At 68.1% G+C, this 15462-nt stretch carries 14 protein-coding genes; 9 read left to right on the forward strand and 5 right to left on the reverse strand.

Annotated elements, in window-relative coordinates; translation table 11 throughout:
* Together NS334_RS11080 and NS334_RS11085 are read right to left on the reverse strand one after the other, a co-directional pair.
* Positions 1 to 1190 (reverse strand): serine hydrolase domain-containing protein (locus NS334_RS11080; RefSeq protein WP_058756023.1); only part of this gene is annotated, 1190 nt, incomplete at its 3' end.
* Positions 1187 to 2227 carry an A/G-specific adenine glycosylase gene (locus NS334_RS11085; protein ID WP_058756024.1) on the reverse strand — a complete coding sequence of 347 codons (1041 nt, stop codon included), beginning with the start codon at positions 2225 to 2227 and terminating at the stop codon, positions 1187 to 1189. The genes NS334_RS11080 and NS334_RS11085, both read right to left, overlap by 4 nt.
* Before the next feature lie 14 nt (positions 2228 to 2241).
* Here NS334_RS11085 and NS334_RS11090 point away from each other — a divergent pair, with 14 nt between their 5' ends.
* From NS334_RS11090 to smc, 4 genes are all read left to right on the forward strand, one after another.
* On the forward strand, positions 2242 to 2772 hold the full coding sequence (locus tag NS334_RS11090) for a DUF721 domain-containing protein (RefSeq protein WP_058756025.1): 531 nt from the start codon (positions 2242 to 2244) through the stop codon (positions 2770 to 2772).
* Entirely contained in the window at positions 2769 to 3428 is a 660-nt protein-coding gene (locus NS334_RS11095) for a thioredoxin domain-containing protein (protein ID WP_058756026.1), read from the forward strand. The genes NS334_RS11090 and NS334_RS11095 overlap by 4 nt, the downstream gene beginning before the upstream one ends.
* Positions 3429 to 3441: 13 nt before the next feature.
* Positions 3442 to 4200: a thioredoxin domain-containing protein gene (locus NS334_RS11100; protein ID WP_058756027.1), complete on the forward strand. Its 759-nt coding sequence runs from the start codon at positions 3442 to 3444 to the stop codon at positions 4198 to 4200.
* A gap of 316 nt (positions 4201 to 4516) precedes the next feature.
* Positions 4517 to 7909: a chromosome segregation protein SMC gene (gene smc / locus NS334_RS11105; RefSeq protein ID WP_058756028.1), complete on the forward strand. Its 3393-nt coding sequence runs from the start codon at positions 4517 to 4519 to the stop codon at positions 7907 to 7909.
* On the opposite strand, the gene NS334_RS11110 is transcribed toward smc, so the two are convergent.
* A complete protein-coding gene (locus tag NS334_RS11110; protein ID WP_241491919.1) occupies positions 7854 to 9098 on the reverse strand; it encodes a hypothetical protein in 1245 nt (414 codons plus the stop codon). The two genes, smc and NS334_RS11110, sit on opposite strands and share 56 nt — an antisense overlap.
* 65 nt (positions 9099 to 9163) lie before the next feature.
* Here NS334_RS11110 and NS334_RS11115 point away from each other — a divergent pair, with 65 nt between their 5' ends.
* The 3 genes from NS334_RS11115 (at position 9164) to NS334_RS11125 (ending at position 12357) form a co-directional block, all read left to right on the forward strand.
* Positions 9164 to 10417, forward strand: a complete 1254-nt coding sequence (locus tag NS334_RS11115; protein ID WP_058756029.1) for a putative DNA modification/repair radical SAM protein — start codon at positions 9164 to 9166, stop codon at positions 10415 to 10417.
* 62 nt (positions 10418 to 10479) lie between these two features.
* Positions 10480 to 10965: a hemerythrin domain-containing protein gene (locus tag NS334_RS11120; RefSeq protein WP_058756075.1), complete on the forward strand. Its 486-nt coding sequence runs from the start codon at positions 10480 to 10482 to the stop codon at positions 10963 to 10965.
* A gap of 39 nt (positions 10966 to 11004) precedes the next feature.
* Complete coding sequence (locus tag NS334_RS11125) at positions 11005 to 12357, forward strand: UdgX family uracil-DNA binding protein (protein ID WP_428835052.1); 1353 nt, start codon at positions 11005 to 11007, stop codon at positions 12355 to 12357.
* Between the two features lie 32 nt (positions 12358 to 12389).
* On the opposite strand, the gene NS334_RS11130 is transcribed toward NS334_RS11125, so the two are convergent.
* Positions 12390 to 13184, reverse strand: a complete 795-nt coding sequence (locus NS334_RS11130) for an aldo/keto reductase (protein WP_058756076.1) — start codon at positions 13182 to 13184, stop codon at positions 12390 to 12392.
* 80 nt (positions 13185 to 13264) lie between these two features.
* Between NS334_RS11130 and NS334_RS11135 the strand changes: the two genes are divergently transcribed.
* On the forward strand, positions 13265 to 13897 hold the full coding sequence (locus NS334_RS11135) for a DedA family protein (protein WP_058756031.1): 633 nt from the start codon (positions 13265 to 13267) through the stop codon (positions 13895 to 13897).
* Between the two features lie 245 nt (positions 13898 to 14142).
* Complete coding sequence (locus NS334_RS11140) at positions 14143 to 14973, forward strand: DUF4394 domain-containing protein (protein ID WP_058756032.1); 831 nt, start codon at positions 14143 to 14145, stop codon at positions 14971 to 14973.
* Positions 14974 to 15006: 33 nt separating this feature from the next.
* Here NS334_RS11140 and NS334_RS11145 read toward each other — a convergent pair whose 3' ends face one another.
* Positions 15007 to 15459 carry a hypothetical protein gene (locus NS334_RS11145; protein ID WP_058756033.1) on the reverse strand — a complete coding sequence of 151 codons (453 nt, stop codon included), beginning with the start codon at positions 15457 to 15459 and terminating at the stop codon, positions 15007 to 15009.
* Positions 15460 to 15462 lie beyond the last annotated feature (3 nt).

Here is a 15462-nt window from a genome sequence, read left to right on the forward strand (position 1 = left end):
TCGACCAGCGCCAGCGTCCCCGCCGCGCCCGCCCAGCCGTAGCTCCCCTTGCCAGCGCCGTTCGGATCGTCGCTGAGATAGACGACACCGCCCGCCCCGAACCCGCGCCGCTGCCCTTCGCTTTCGAAGGTCACGCCCGGCGGCAGCAGGTTGGACATGCCCAGCCGCGCCGTCTCCGCTTTCATCACCCGCACGCCGTCCAGCGTCCCCGCGTCCTGCAACATATGAAGAAAGCGGTCATAATCGCGCGCACTGCTCACCAGCCCGGCACCGCCATAGGGAAAGCTCGGCGGGCTCAGCCACGGGGATCGCGCGGCGGGGTCGAGTTGCGAGAGCGCATCGTCGACGAACACATAATTGGTCGCGAACCGGCCCACCTCACCAACGGGCACCTGCCAGAAGGTCGAATTCATCTTCAGCGGATCGAACAGGCGCGTCTGCACGAAGCGCTCGAACGGCATCCCGCTGGCCTTCTCCACCACCGCCGCCAGCACGTCGAGCCCCATCGAGTAATGCCATTTCGTGCCGGGTTCGTACACGAGCGGCGCCTTCGCGACACGGTCCGCAAAGGCGGCGAGCGACGTCGGGCGCACCTTGCGCGCCTCCGCCTCGACCTGCGCATTGACGGTCGCCGGCACCAGGCCGAGCCGCTCATATTCCTCCAGCAGCGGCCCCTTGGCATTGATCGAATAGCCGATCCCCGACGTATGGGTCATCAACTCGCGGATCGTTATCGGCCGCCGCGCCGGGCGCGTGGCCAGCGACGTGTCCGGTTTGGTCAGCACGCGCATCCTCGCGAACGCGGGGAAGTATTTCGACAGCGGTTCGTCGAGCGACAACTTCCCGTCCTCGATCAGCAGCATCGCCGCCATTCCCGTGATCGGCTTGGTCATCGAGTAGATGCGCCACAGCGAATCAGGCCCCGTCTCGGGCGCGACCGCATCGAGCGAGATCCTGCCCGCCGCGACGAAGGCCGTCGGAAACTCGCCGATCCCGAACGCGCCGACGATCCCCGGCATCTTGTGGTCGCGGATGTAGGAGTCGTAAAGCGCCTGCGTATCGGTCAGCAGTGCGCCGGGATCGGCGCTGGGCAGCGCCTGCGGTGCGGGTTGCGCCTGCCGCGCGGGCGCACTGCTTGCCGTCAGCAACGCGACCGTCAGGGCCGTGCCGATCCACCGCTTCATCATCATCGCGCTCTCCTCGCCACGTCGGCCGCCTTGGCGAACAAGGTCGGCAATCCTGCTTCGTTCAGCCGTGCGATCGGCCACCATTCCCCCGTGTTGACCGCATCATGCGTCGTGGCGATGGCGACCGCCAGTTCCAGGGTGAAATGCGTGAAGCCGTGGCGGACCCGCTCGTCCACTATTTGCCAGTCGGCACCGACGGGCGCGTCCGCCAGCTCTGGGGGCGCGTCGGTCCACGCCCCCGTCGGCAGCGCCCGCATGCCACCCAGCAACCCCGACCCGGGTCGCCGCACCAGCAACACCGTGCCATCGCGTTCCAGCCAGAAGATCGTGCCGTACCGGTGCGGCCGCACCGCCTTCGGCTTCTTGACCGGGAACGCCTCCGGAGTCCCCGTCGCCTGCGCCGCACACGCGTGATGGAGCGGACACAACAGACATCGCGGCTTGCGCGGACTGCACACCGCCGATCCGAGGTCCATCATCGCCTGCGCGAAGTCGCCCGCGCGTTCGTCGGGCGTGATTGTTTCCGCCGCCGCGCGGATCGCCTTGCGCCCGCCCGGCAACGGCGCGGCGATCGCGAACAGCCGCGCCACCACACGCTCGACATTGGCATCCACCACGACCGCGCGCCGCCCGAACGCGATCGCCGCGACCGCCGCGGCGGTATAGTCCCCGAACCCCGGCAGCGCGCGCAATGCCGCCTCGCTGTCGGGCAACGCGCCGCCATGATCGCCCGCGATCACCCGCGCCGCCGCCAGCAGATTGCGCGCCCGCGCATAATAGCCGAGCCCCGCCCAGGCGGCCATCACCTGCGCCTCGTCGGCCGCCGCCAGATCGGCGAAGGTCGGCCAGCGCCGCGTCCATTCGGTGAAGCGCGGGCGAACCGTCGCGACCGTCGTCTGCTGGAGCATCACCTCGCTCAGCCAGACGCGATACGGGTCGGGCACCTCCCCCGGTCTGGCACGCCACGGCAGATCGCGACGATGGCGGTCGTACCAGTCGAGCAGCGGTGTCGCGATGTCGATCCGGTGCTTGGCGTCCATGCCCCGGCTATGGCATGGGCCACGGAATGAGCAAGCGCGCCGGCACTACCCCTTCCGAGTCCCCGCGCCAGAATCGGTCGCGACAGGTGTCGGAGCTGGTGCCCAGCGTCGGCGGCATGGCGTTTCGCCGCTTCGGATTCGTGCAATCGGCGATCGTGACGCGCTGGCCGGAGATCGTCGGGGAGCGGCTGGCCTCGGCGAGCAGCCCCGAGTCGATCCGCTTTCCGCAGGGAAAGAAGCAGGACGGCGTCCTGACGCTGACCGTGCGTGGCGCTCACGCGCCGATGATGAGCCATCTGAGCAGCGAAATCATCGAGCGTGTGAACCGGTTCTTCGGTTACGCCGCCGTCTCGCGCGTCGCGATCCGGCAGGGCGAGGTGACGCGCCGCCCGGAGCGTCGCGCTCCCCCGACGCTCACGCCGGCCCCCGCCGAAATGGGCGAGAGCCTGCGCACGATCGCCGATCCCGAACTGAAGGCGGTGCTGGAGGCCCTGGCCGCCGGCGTCGCCTCCCCCGCCCGCCCCACATTGCCGAAGGTCCGATGACGCGCTTTCTGATCCCTATCGCCGCCGTCGCGCTCGTCGCGGCCACCGCGCCGCGCCCGTGGACCGCGGTCGCCATCCCGGTTTCCACGGGCAGCTATCTGGTCGGCAATCCGAAGGCGCGCGTGAAGCTGGTCGAATATGTCAGCTACACGTGCCCGCATTGCGCGCATTATGCGGCGGAGTCGGAGCAGGTGCTGGGCGCGATGGTCCGATCCGGCTCGACCAGTGTCGAGATCCGCAATCAGGTACATGACGGCATCGATCTCGCCGCCGCGACGCTGGCGCGCTGTTCGGGCGCGGCGGCATTCCCGAAGGTTCATGCCGCCTTCTTCCAGAAGCAGTCCGAATGGGCCGAACGTGCGGCGGAATGGGCCGCCGCGAACCGGGCGCGGATCGAAAGCTGGCCGCAACTGACGCAACTGGCGGCGGTAGCGGAGGGAGCCGGACTTCCGGCGATCGCGCGTGATGCCGGTGCGCCCGCGCCCGCGATCGCGCAATGCTTCGCCAACGACGCAGCGGTGAAGAAAACGCTGGCGGTGTCCGAAGCCACCTCGAAGGTACAGGGCACGCCGGCCTTTGAAATCAACGGCCGGTTGATCCAGAATGTCGGCTGGACGCAATTGCTGCCGCAATTGCGTGCGGCGGGTGCGAAGTAAGGTACGGAGTGACATGATGAAGCGTATGGCCTTCCCCCTCGTCGCGGCGGTCGCGCTGCTCGCCGGCTGCGGCGGCGGTGCCGACGGCGGTAACAGCAGCACGCCCAGTGCGCCGGCGGGATCGGTAAAGGCGGTCGCTCCGCCCGCCGGTCAGGACTGGACTCAGGTCGTCTCGGTCACGCCGGAGGGCGGCTATGTCGTCGGCAATCCCGATGCCAAGCTGAAGCTGGTCGAATATGGTTCGCGCACCTGCCCGACCTGCGGCGCCTTCGGCCAGACCGGGATGCGTCCGCTGGAAGAGAATTACGTGAAGGTCGGCAAGGTCTCGTACGAATTCCGCGACTTCCTGGTCCACGGCCCGCCCGATCTCGCCGCCGCGCTGCTGGGCCGTTGCGCCGGGCCGCAGCCGTTCTTCCCGATCCTGGAACAAATGTATATCGACCAGCCCAAGTTCCTGGATACGCAGATGAAGATTGCGCAGGATCAGGCGTTCCTGCAACAGACGCAGAACGCCACCCCCGCGCAGGTCGCGACCGCCTGGGCCGAGAAGATGGGCTATCTCGACTTCATCAAGCAGCGCGGCGTCACCGAAGCGCAGGCCCGCGCCTGCCTGACCGACGCCAAGGCGATCGAGACGCTGACCAAGATGATGCAGGAGGGCACCGACAAGCATGGCGTCAACGGCACGCCGACCTTCATCCTGAACGGCGCGAAGGTCGATGGCGTGACCTGGCCGCAGGTCGAGACGGCGCTGAAGAACGCGGGCGCGTGATGCGAAGGGGCGTCCGTCGCCACGGACGCCCGTCGACGGGCGCGAGCAACTGCGCCCGACCATCGTTCGCGCGCGGCGCGGGTATTCGGGTGACGTTCGGTCCCGTGACCGCGGATTCGGCTTTCGGCTCGCATGCGACCGCTGCGGTCGCCGCTTCGCCGGCTTCGGATACACCGTCACCCGGGGTCCATGCTCCGACAGATGCAATGACGTGCGCGTCCCCGGTGCCGTGGACGCCGGATCACGTCCGGCACGACGATGGCTTGGCTTACCGAGTCGCTCCGGACGCGAAGGCCCCGGGCAGGCGGGTAGCGTCATGCGCCTGAAGCGCCTCCGCCTTACCGGCTTCAAGAGTTTCGTCGATCCCGCCGACCTGCGCATCGAGCCGGGTCTGACCGGCGTGGTCGGCCCCAACGGCTGCGGCAAGTCCAATCTGCTCGAGGCGCTCCGCTGGACCATGGGCGAAAACAGCGCGCGTTCGATGCGCGGGGCCGGCATGGAGGATGTGATCTTCGCCGGCACCGCGACACGCCCGCCGCGCGACTTCGCCGAGGTATCGCTGCTCGCGGAACGCGATGGCCCCGACGGCGCGGAGGAGAGCGAGATCGTCCGCCGGATCGAGCGGGGTGCCGGCTCCGCCTATCGCATCGACGGGCGCGACGTCCGCGCCAGGGACGTCCATCTGCTGTTCGCCGATGCCGCGACCGGCCCGCACTCGCCCGCCCTGGTCAGCCAGAACCGCATCGGCGCGGTGATCGCCGCCCGCCCCACGGAGCGGCGGGCGATGCTGGAGGAAGCGGCCGGGATCGCGGGGCTGCATGTCCGGCGGCGTGACGCGGAGGCGCGCCTGCGCGCGACCGAGGCCAATCTGACGCGGCTTGACGAGGTTCTGGCGGATCAGACGACGCGAATCGCCCTGCTTCGGCGACAGGCACGCGCGGCGGAACGGTATCGCGAATTGTCCGAACAGATCCGGGTCGCCGAGGCGCGGATGATCTACGCGCGCTGGCGCGACGCCGCCGCTGCGGCGACCACCGCCAAGCAGGAGGCCACCGCCGCCGAGACGGCGGTGACGAAGGCCAGCGCGCTCGGCGACGCCGCGCAGGAGGCGCAACGCCTCGCCGCCGAACGTCATGCCGCCGCGCGTGCCGAGGCACTCGCCATGCGCGACGCTGCGGTCGATCTCGGGCATCAGCGCACCAGGGCGGCCGAGCAGCAACATGGTGTCCAACGCCAGCTGGACGACGCGCGCGCCGCTCGGGCGCGGATCGACGAGGATCGCGCGCGGGAGGATGCCTTGGCGCACGACGCGGCCGACGCGCTCGCACGGCTGGCGGCGGAGGTGCACGAACTCGACGCGCGGATCGATGCCGGAGAGGCCGCGCTTCCCGCGCTGGACACCGCGCTGGCCGAGGCGGAGCAGCGCGCCCGCGATGTCGACGTCGCGCTGGCGCAGGCGATCGCAGCCGAAGCGGCCGAGGCCGCCGGGCGACAGATCGCGACCGCCGCGCATGCCGCCGCCATCGCGCGTCACGACCGCGCGCGCGACGACGCCATCCAGCTCGCCAGCGCGATCGAGGCGCTGGAGGATGCCGCAATGTTGGAAGCTCAGCACCACGCCGTGCAAACCGCGCTGAACGACGCGCGCGATCAGGCCGAAAAGGCGCGTGCCGCATTGCAATGGGCCGAGACCAGCGAGCTGGAGGCGCGTGAGGAACGCGACGCCGCGGAGGCCGATCGCGCGGCGGCCATGGCGACGCTTGCCGCGCTGGACGGCGAGGTCGCGGCGCTGACCCGCGCGACGGAGCGCAGCGGCGACCGGCTGCTCGATGCGGTCCGCGCGGAACCTGGATTCGAGCGCGCGCTGGCCGCCGCGATGGGCGACGAGCTGGAAACCGCGCTGGCGGACTGGCTGGGTGCGGCGCCGGATGCTGCCGACCCGCCCGCGCCGGTCGGCACCCTGCCGCTGGCCGCCCGCGTCACCGCCCCGCCGGAGCTGACGCGGCGGCTCTCGCAGATTTTTCTGGTCGAGGGGGATTCCGGTCAGCCGCTCCAGCCCGGTCAGCGGCTTGTCACGCGCGAAGGACGTGTGCGGCGCTGGGACGGTTTCGTCAGCGATAGTGGTGGCGTCGCGGCAGCCGAACGGTTGCAACGTCTGAACCGCCTCGCCGCGCTGGAAGCGGAGCGGCCCGCGGCGCTGGAGGCGGTCGATGCGGTCGACCTGCGCCGCACGCGGATCGATGCCCGGATCGAGCGCGCGCGCGCCGCCGCGCAGTCGGCGCGCGCGCTGCTGACGCAGGCGGAGGAGGATATCCGCGCCGCCCAGCGCGAGGAGGACCGCGCGGTCGCGGCCATCGAGCGGCTGGACGCCCAGCGCGCCGATCTGGCGGCGCGCGCGATCCGCGTCACGGCGGAGGCCGAGGACGCGCTGGTCGGGCAGGAGCGCGCGGCCGAGATCGTCGCCACGCTGCCGGATGGCGCGGTCGCGGCGGGTGTCACGGCGCGGCTGCGCGGCGAGGCGGAGGCGGCGCGCGCGCATGTCGCGCTGGCGCGCGCGGATCGGAGCGCGCAGGATCGCACGCTGGCCGACGCCCGGGCGCGGCGCGGGCGTAGCGGCGATGAGGCGAACGGCTGGGAGATGCGGGCCGGAGAAGCCGCCCGCCGGATCGCGGCGATGGATATGCGCGCCGCCACACTGGACGCCGAACTGACCGAGCTTTCCGCGCGTCCCGACCTGCTGGCACGCGAGCTGACCGACCTCGACGCGCGCCATGAAGCGGCACGCACGGCCGCGGATGACGCGCAGGAGGCGGAACGTGCCGCCGATCGCGCGCTGCGCGACGCGGACGCCGCGCTGGCGCGTGTCGCGGGGACGCTCGCCGCCGCCCGCGAGACGCGCGCCGGAGCGCTGGTTCGCGCGGAGAACCATGAGCTGCGCCGCGTCGAGATGGGGCGGGTGTCCGGCGAACGCTTCGAATGTCCCGCCCCCCTGTTGCCGGAGAGGATCGGGTTCGACATCGGCGGCGTCGCCAGTCCCGCCGACGAAAGCGCCGCCCACGAGCGGCTTGTCATGGATCGTGAACGGCTGGGCCCGGTCAATCTCGTCGCGGAACGGGAGTTGATCGAGCTGGAGGCAGGCGCCACGGCCACCACCGCCGAGCGCAACGAACTGCGACAGGCGGTCCACCGCCTGCGCGGATCGATCGGCACGCTCAATCGGGAGGGGCGCCAGCGGTTGCTGGCGGCGTTCGAGGCGGTCGACACGCATTTCCGGCGACTGTTCACGACGCTGTTCGATGGCGGGCAGGCGCACCTTGCGCTGATCGACTCCGACGATCCGCTGGAGGCCGGGCTGGAAATCATGGTCCAGCCGCCGGGCAAGCGGTTGCAGTCGCTGACGCTGCTGTCGGGTGGCGAACAGGCACTGACCGCGATCGCGTTGATCTTCGCACTGTTTCTGACCAATCCGGCGCCGATCTGCGTGCTGGATGAGGTCGATGCGCCCTTGGACGACGCCAATATCGAGCGCTTCTGCGACCTGCTCGACCAGATGACCCGCGAAACCGAGACCCGCTATCTGATCGTCACCCACAATGCCGTCACCATGAGCCGGATGCACCGGCTGTTCGGCGTGACGATGGTCGAAAAGGGGGTCAGCCGGCTGGTGTCGGTCGATCTTCAGGCCGCGGAGCTGCTCGCGGCGGAGTGAACGTCCAGGCGGGCGCGGGATCGCGGATCGCGGCCACGATCAGCCAGAGCATCGCCGCGCCGCGCACGATCGCGGCGGCCAGGATATCGGCCTGTGTCGCGGACGGCCACGCGCCCTCCATCCCCGCGAACATCCAGAATTCCGCGAAATAGGCGGCGATATCGCCCAGCAGAAACAGTACGATCGGCCGGACGCGCGTGCCGGTCAGGACGATCAGCGGCCAGAGCCAGAGGTCGAACTGCGGCGAATAGACCTTGTTGGTCAGCAGGAACCACGCCAGCACGGGCATGAACAACAGCCACGGCCGCTCGCCGTGTCGCCGCCAGCCGAGCGCGACGATCGCCGCCGCGCCGCCCGCCAACATCACGAACGACCAGAGGTTGCGCGTCGGTATGTCGGTCGTCCACCAGCCGAATTGCGCCATCAACTCCCAGATGCTCGCCGCCGTCCCGGACCGCGCGCCCGAGAAGGCGTAGAATTCGCTCCAGTTCTCGAACGCCACCGCCGCGACCGGGGCATTGACCAGCCCCCAGGTCGCCACCGCCACGCCCACCAGCAGCGCCGCCTGCGTGAGCCGGTGCGCCCACGAACGGCCCGCCCGGAACACGGCGCCCAGCCCGAGCAGCGGGAGCATCAGGACCGGAAACAGCTTCGCCGCGCCGCCGAGCGCGGCCAGCGCGGTCGCCTTCACATCCTCGTTTCGGCGCGCGGCCAGCAGCGCCGCGACCGCGAAGCTGCCCGCCAGCAAATCCCAATTATGCCCCAGATAGAGGATCAGCGGCGGCGACAGCGCCCAGGCATATTGCCGCCGCAGACCGACTCCGGCGTCGCGGAAGAACTCCAGGATCACGTAAGCCAGGATCGCATTGCCGAGCGTCACGGCGTTCAGGAAATCCGCGGCATCGGCCCCGCGCCCGCCGACCACGCGCGCCACCAGCCCTTCGATCCAGATCAGCGCGCCGGTCAGCACCGGATATTCCATCCGCGCCTCCAGATACGGCACCTGTCCCGCCGCCACGCCGCGCAGGCCCCAGAACGGCACCGCATCGCTGTAGCAGCCGGAGGTATATTGCTCGGCGCCCGTCCACCCGGCACCGCAATGCGCCTTGAAACCCCAGCCGAGCAGGCACGTCAGCGCCAGCATGAAATAAGGGCCGTTGGGGCCAAGGCGATCGATGATCCGCTGCACGGTGCTGATCCATGGCAAAGCGAACGCGCCTCGACAAGGCATTGGGCCGAACATATATGGAACGCATGGCGCAGCTCGATGTCCGACAGAAGCTGGAAATCCTTGCGGACGCGGCAAAATATGACGCCTCCTGCGCATCGTCGGGCACGTCGAAGCGTAATTCCGCCGACGGCAAGGGGATCGGCTCCACCGAGGGGATGGGCATCTGCCACGCTTATGCGCCCGATGGCCGTTGCATCTCGCTGTTGAAGATCCTGCTGACCAACAGCTGCATCTTCGACTGCCATTATTGCATCAATCGCAAGAGCTCGAACGTGCGGCGCGCGCGGTTTACGGCGCAGGAGGTCGTCAACCTCACCCTCGCTTTCTATCGCCGCAATTATATCGAGGGGCTGTTCCTGTCGTCGGGGATCATCAAGTCTTCCAACTACACGATGGAGCAACTGGTCGAGGTCGCGCGCAGCTTGCGCGAGGATCATCACTTTCGCGGCTACATTCATCTCAAGACGATCCCCGATGCCGATCCCGAGTTGGTGCATCAGGCGGGGCTGTATGCCGACCGCGTCTCGATCAACGTCGAGCTGCCGACCGTCAGCGGGCTGAAGCGGCTCGCGCCCGAAAAGGACAACAGCCGGATCGAGGGTGCGATGCGCGACATGAACAGCGCGATCGTCGATACCGCCGATGCGTCGACCCGCTACAAATCCGCGCCCCGCTTCGCACCGGCCGGTCAGTCGACGCAGATGATCGTCGGCGCGGATGCCGCGACCGATGGCGACATCGTGACCAAGGCATCGACGCTGTACGATCGGTTCGGTCTGCGCCGCGTCTATTATTCCGCGTTCAGCCCGATCCCGGATGCATCCACCGTCCTGCCGCTGCAACGGCCCCCGCTGATGCGCGAGCACCGGCTGTATCAGTCCGACTGGCTGATGCGCTTCTACGGTTTCGCGCCGCAGGAGGTGGTCGCCGCGGCGGACGATGCGACGGGGATGCTGCCGCTCGACATCGATCCCAAGCTTGCCTGGGCGCTGAAGTTTCGCGATCGCTTTCCCGTCGACGTCAACCGCGCGCCGCGCGAGTTGCTGTGGCGCGTGCCGGGGCTGGGAACGAAGGCGGTCGCGAACATTCTCGCCGCACGGCGCTGGCGACGGCTGCGTCTGGATGACGTGGCGCGCCTGACCGTGTCGATCGCCCGTATCCGGCCGTTCATCGTCGCCGAAGACTGGCGTCCCGTGGCGCTGGCCGACCGCGCCGAGCTGAAGCCGCTCGTCACGTCCAGGCCCGCGCGACGGCAGCTCGAACTCTTCGGTGCGTGAGAATGAATCGCGGGTGAAACGCGGGGCATGTTCGTGCGCTTGGCGCGGTGAAGGAGACCATCATGCCGCACGCCGACATCTATGCCGAGTTGAAGCGCGACCACGACAAGCAGCGCGACATGCTGAAGGAACTCGCCGAATTGCGCGGAGACGGGGCGAAACGGCGCAAGTTGTTCGAGGCGTTTCGACTTGAGGTGCAGAGCCACGCCGCTGCCGAGGAGGAATCGCTGTACGCGACCATGCTGGGCAATCCGGACCTGCGCGACGACGCACGCCATTCGGTCGCCGAACATAAGGAAGTCGACGATCTGATCGGCGAGCTCTTCGACCTGGATTTCGGTTCGGACGAGTGGGAAGCCAAATTCTTCCACATGCGCCATCGGTACGAGCATCATATCGACGAGGAAGAGGAAGAGATGTTTCCCGCCGCCGAGGACAAGCTCGACGACGCCACGGAGGATCGGCTTGCCGCCACCTATGAAGAGCGCAAGCCGGCCGAACTGGAAATCGCGCGCGATCATCCGCCGGGCGGCGACGAGCGCGAGTAAGCGGCGTTGCGCGTCGTTGCGCTATCCGCGCCCGATGACATGGACGGATGGCGGGATGCCGCGCGTCGCCTGATCGCCGACGACGTGCCGCCCGACCGCGTCGTGTGGCAGGTCGGCGACACCGCGACCGACCTGTTCGGCGGCGACGCGGCGCCCGCTTCGACGGGCGCACCGGCAGTGTTGCGCGTGTCGCGCGCCTTCATCACCCTGGCCGGCGACGCGATCCTGCATCGCGATCCGGAACGCTTCTCGCTCCTCTATCATCTGTTGTGGCGGTTGCGCGACCTGCCCCGGCTCATGGAGGATCAGGCCGATCCGCTGGTGCGGCGACTGGAGGGGCTGGCGAAGGCGGTTCGGCGCGACATCCATAAGATGCGCGCCTTCCTGCGTTTTCGCAGCCTGGCCGACGATGAGGGCGAGCGGTTCGTCGCGTGGTTCGAGCCGGAGCATCATATCGTCCGCGCGAACGCCGCCTTCTTCGTCAATCGTTTCGCGGCGATGCGCTGGTCGATTCTGACGCCGGAGGTGTCGGTGCATTGGGACGGCACGCGGCCGAGCGAAGGACCGGGCGCCGCCCGCGACGACGCGCCGGAAGGCGACCCGACCGAGGAGGTCTGGAAAACCTATTATGCCAGCATCTTCAACCCGGCGCGCGTCAAGGTGAAGGCGATGCTGAAGGAGATGCCGCGCAAATACTGGAAGAACATGCCGGAGACAGCGCTCGTGCCGCACCTGCTGGCCGGCGCGCAGGCGCGGGAGAGCGGGATGATCGAGCAGGCGCGCACCGGTATCGACGACAACGTCCAGGCGGCGTGGGATGCGCTGCGGCAGGAGGCGATGGCCTGCACGCGCTGCCATCTGCATCGCCATGCGACGCAGACCGTGTTCGGCGAGGGGCCGATGACCGCCCCGATGATGTTTGTCGGTGAGCAACCGGGCGACCAGGAGGATCTGGCCGGTCATCCGTTCGTCGGCCCGGCGGGGCAGGTCTTCGACCGCGCGCTCGCCGCCGCCGGGATCAAGCGCGCGGAAACCTATGTCACCAACGCCGTCAAGCATTTCAAGTTCGAGCCCCGTGGCCGCCGGCGCATCCACGCCAAGCCGGACGCCGGGGAGATCGAGGCGTGTCGCTGGTGGATCGAGCAGGAGCAATTGCTGTTACGCCCGCGCGTGACGGTCGCGCTGGGTGCCACGGCGGCGCGCAGCCTGTTCGGCAAGGTCATGACGATCGGGCGCGAACGCGGCCGGGCGCATAAGCTGCCGGATGGCGGCGAAGCGTGGGTCACCGTTCACCCCAGCTATTTGCTGCGCCTGCCGGACGAGGCGGCACGGGAAACGGAATATGCGCGCTTCGTCGACGATTTACGCCTCGCGCATGCGGCGCTGACATGATCGTCGCCGCCGCGCGCGAAGCGCGACGATCATCACATTTCGCGCGGGTCCGGCCCCATGCGACCGTCCGGGTCGTCCATGGCGTCGATCGCGGCAACCTGCTCTTCCGATAGGCTGACCTGTCGCGCCGCCCAGTTGCTTGCCAGATGGTCGAGATCGCCGGCCTTGGGAATGACCGAGAAGCCCTTGGCCAGGTGCCAGGCGATGATCACCTGCGCCGGCGTGGCATTCACCGACTGCGCGATGCGAACGATCCGCTCGTCCTTCAGGGTCGCCCCCTGCCCCAACGGACTCCAGCTCTGCGTGACGATCCCGCGTTCCGCATTCGCCTTCTGAACGTCGCGCTGCTGGAAGGTCGGATGCAGTTCGATCTGATTGACAGCGGGTGTGACCCCCGTCGCGTCGACGATCGCATCCAGATGCTCGGGCAGGAAGTTGGACACGCCGATCGATCGCGCCAGCCCACGCTCGCGCAGTTCGACCAGCGCCTTCCAGGCGTCCACGAACCGACCGCCGGACGGATGCGGCCAATGGATCAGATACAGGTCCACATGATCGCGCCCGAGCAGCGCAAGACTGTCGTCCAGCGCCGCTGCCGCCGCGCCGTGGCTATCGTGCCAGAGCTTCGTCGTCACCCAGGCATCGTCATGCGCCAGCCCTTCGCCGACCCCGCGCTCATTATGATACAGCGCCGCCGTATCTACCAGCCGAAAACCCAGATCCAGCCCGGCGCGGACGACCGCCGCGACATGCCCGTCGGGGATCTGATAGGTGCCCAACCCGAGTTGCGGCATCATGCGTCCATCGTTCAATGTAAGATCGGTCATGTGCGACGAACCGTTGCTGCGCCGCAGCGGTTCCCGGATTCGCACTTTCCTTTCACGTTGCGGTGTCGCAAGCGCCGGGAATGGTCGAAAAGATCCTTGCCGCCCTTGCGGGCTTCGCCATCGCCGTCATCTCCGCCGGCGGTTACTGGGGTATCGCGCTGCTGATGGCGATCGAAAGCGCGTGCATCCCGCTGCCCTCCGAAATCATCATGCCGTTCGCCGGCTATCTGGTGTCGACGGGGCAGCTCAACCTGTGGCTCGCGGCGACGGCCGGCGCGTTGGGCTGCAATCTCGGCTCCGTCGTCGCCTATGAGATCGGACGGCGCGGTGGCCGGCCGATGGCCGAGAAGTTCGGCCGATATGTGCTGATCGGACCGGGCGAGCTCGATCTGGCCGACCGCTTCTTCAATCGCTGGGGCAGCTGGGCGATCCTGATCGGTCGGATGCTTCCGGTGGTACGGACCTTCATCGCCTTTCCGGCGGGTGTCGCCCGGATGAAGCTCCTCCCCTTCCACCTCTACACCTTCATCGGTTCCTGGCCGTTCTGCCTGCTGCTCGCATGGGTCGGCATGACGCTGGGTGACAAGTGGAACAGTGATCCGCGCCTGAAGGCGTTCTTCCATCGCGCCGATGCCGCCATCGGCGTGGTGCTGGTCGCCGCGATCACCTTCTACATTTGGCACCGAGTCCGGGGATTGAAGAAACGCAGCTGAATAGATTTGGTTCCCGCAAGAAAAACCCGTAAATACGAGCCAGAATTCAAAAGGTTTCGTGAAAAAGTTGGACACAAAAAGTAATAATCAAAGTGTCTTAATTTCCGCTTAACCAGATTGACTAACTCAAATCGGTGAACGACTGTCCGCGTCGAACGAGGCGCGGGCTCCCCCTGTCTGCGCGCGGCGTTCAGAAAACAGTGGGAGAATAGCCCGTGAAGACGGCAATAATCGCGGCTGCCCTGTTGGCAGTCGTATCCACCGACGCGTCCGCTGCGACCATCTTCGGCGTGGACGAAAACAACAACCTCGTGACCTTCGATAGCGCGTCCCCGGGAACGTTTCTGTCCAGCGTGCGCATCACCGGCGCGGACAGCAGTTTTCAGGCGCTGGACTTCCGCCCGCTGAACAACGTCCTTTATGGACTTAGCGCGGACCGGGTCGTGCACACGATCGATACCGTCACGGGCGTGGCGATGGCGGTCAGCGGCGCACTGCCGATCGACGGCAGCGTGTTCGGCTTCGACTTCAATCCCACTATCGATCGCGTGCGGATCGTCAGCAACACCGACAACAATTACGTCTTCAATCCGAACGATGGGTCGCTGACCGGTGCGCCGACCACCACGTCGCTGGGCTATGCCAGCGGAGACATCAATGCGGGCCGCAACCCCGGGGTCAGCGCCGCCGCCTATACCAGCTCGACCTTCGGCGCGGCGGGCAGCAGCACGCAGCTCTACGTGATCGACACCGACAATGACGTTCTCGCGCGCCAGAACAACAATGGCGGCGTGCTGAACACGGTCGGGTCGCTGGGTGCCGATCTCGGTTCGCGGACCAGCTTCGATATCGTCGGTAACGATGCCTTCGCCTTCAACGGCACCACGTTGTACCGCGCCGACCTGAACACCGGCCAGCTCACGAGTGTCGGGCAGACCAACCGCGCGCTGTTCGGTATCGCGATTGCGGCGGTGCCGGAGCCAGGGACCTGGGGGATGATGATCCTGGGCTTCGGTGTCGTCGGCTATGCGATGCGCCGTCGCAAGGCGATGATTCGCTTCCCGCAAGCGATCTGATCGGGACGGGCGGCGCGTTCGGCGCCGCCCGCCTTATGGCAGGTCGGGTGTCTCGGCCTTGGCCGCCGCGCGGCGCTCTCGTTTCCAGCGCGTCGCATTCTGCGTCACGCAGCCCGTGGCACTCGCCGCGCCCACCGTCGAGCACGTGCCGACACCTACCGCGCCGACCCCTTGGTTCGCGCTCTCGCGCGCCGCCCACGTCTCGTTCTCCGGCGTCACTTCGAAGTTGCGCAATTCCTTGGGAATGCGGAACTGCTCTTCCGCCGGGCGGCGAGTGCAGACGACCACTTCCGCTCCGTCCGAATTCGTCGGACAGCGTTCGTTGCCGTACAATACCAGCACGCCATTCACCGGCGCGCTGCGCGACACGCCGTCAGCGATCGTCGTCTTGGGTACCCGCTTCGCATCCGGCGACGGCGGTCCGGACTGCGCGAACGCCGGCAGGGCGATCAGCGTCATGGCGAGGGCGGAGATGCGCAGCGACATAGG

The sequence above is a fragment of the Sphingomonas endophytica genome (assembly GCF_001476895.1).
GTDB lineage: Bacteria > Pseudomonadota > Alphaproteobacteria > Sphingomonadales > Sphingomonadaceae > Sphingomonas > Sphingomonas endophytica_A.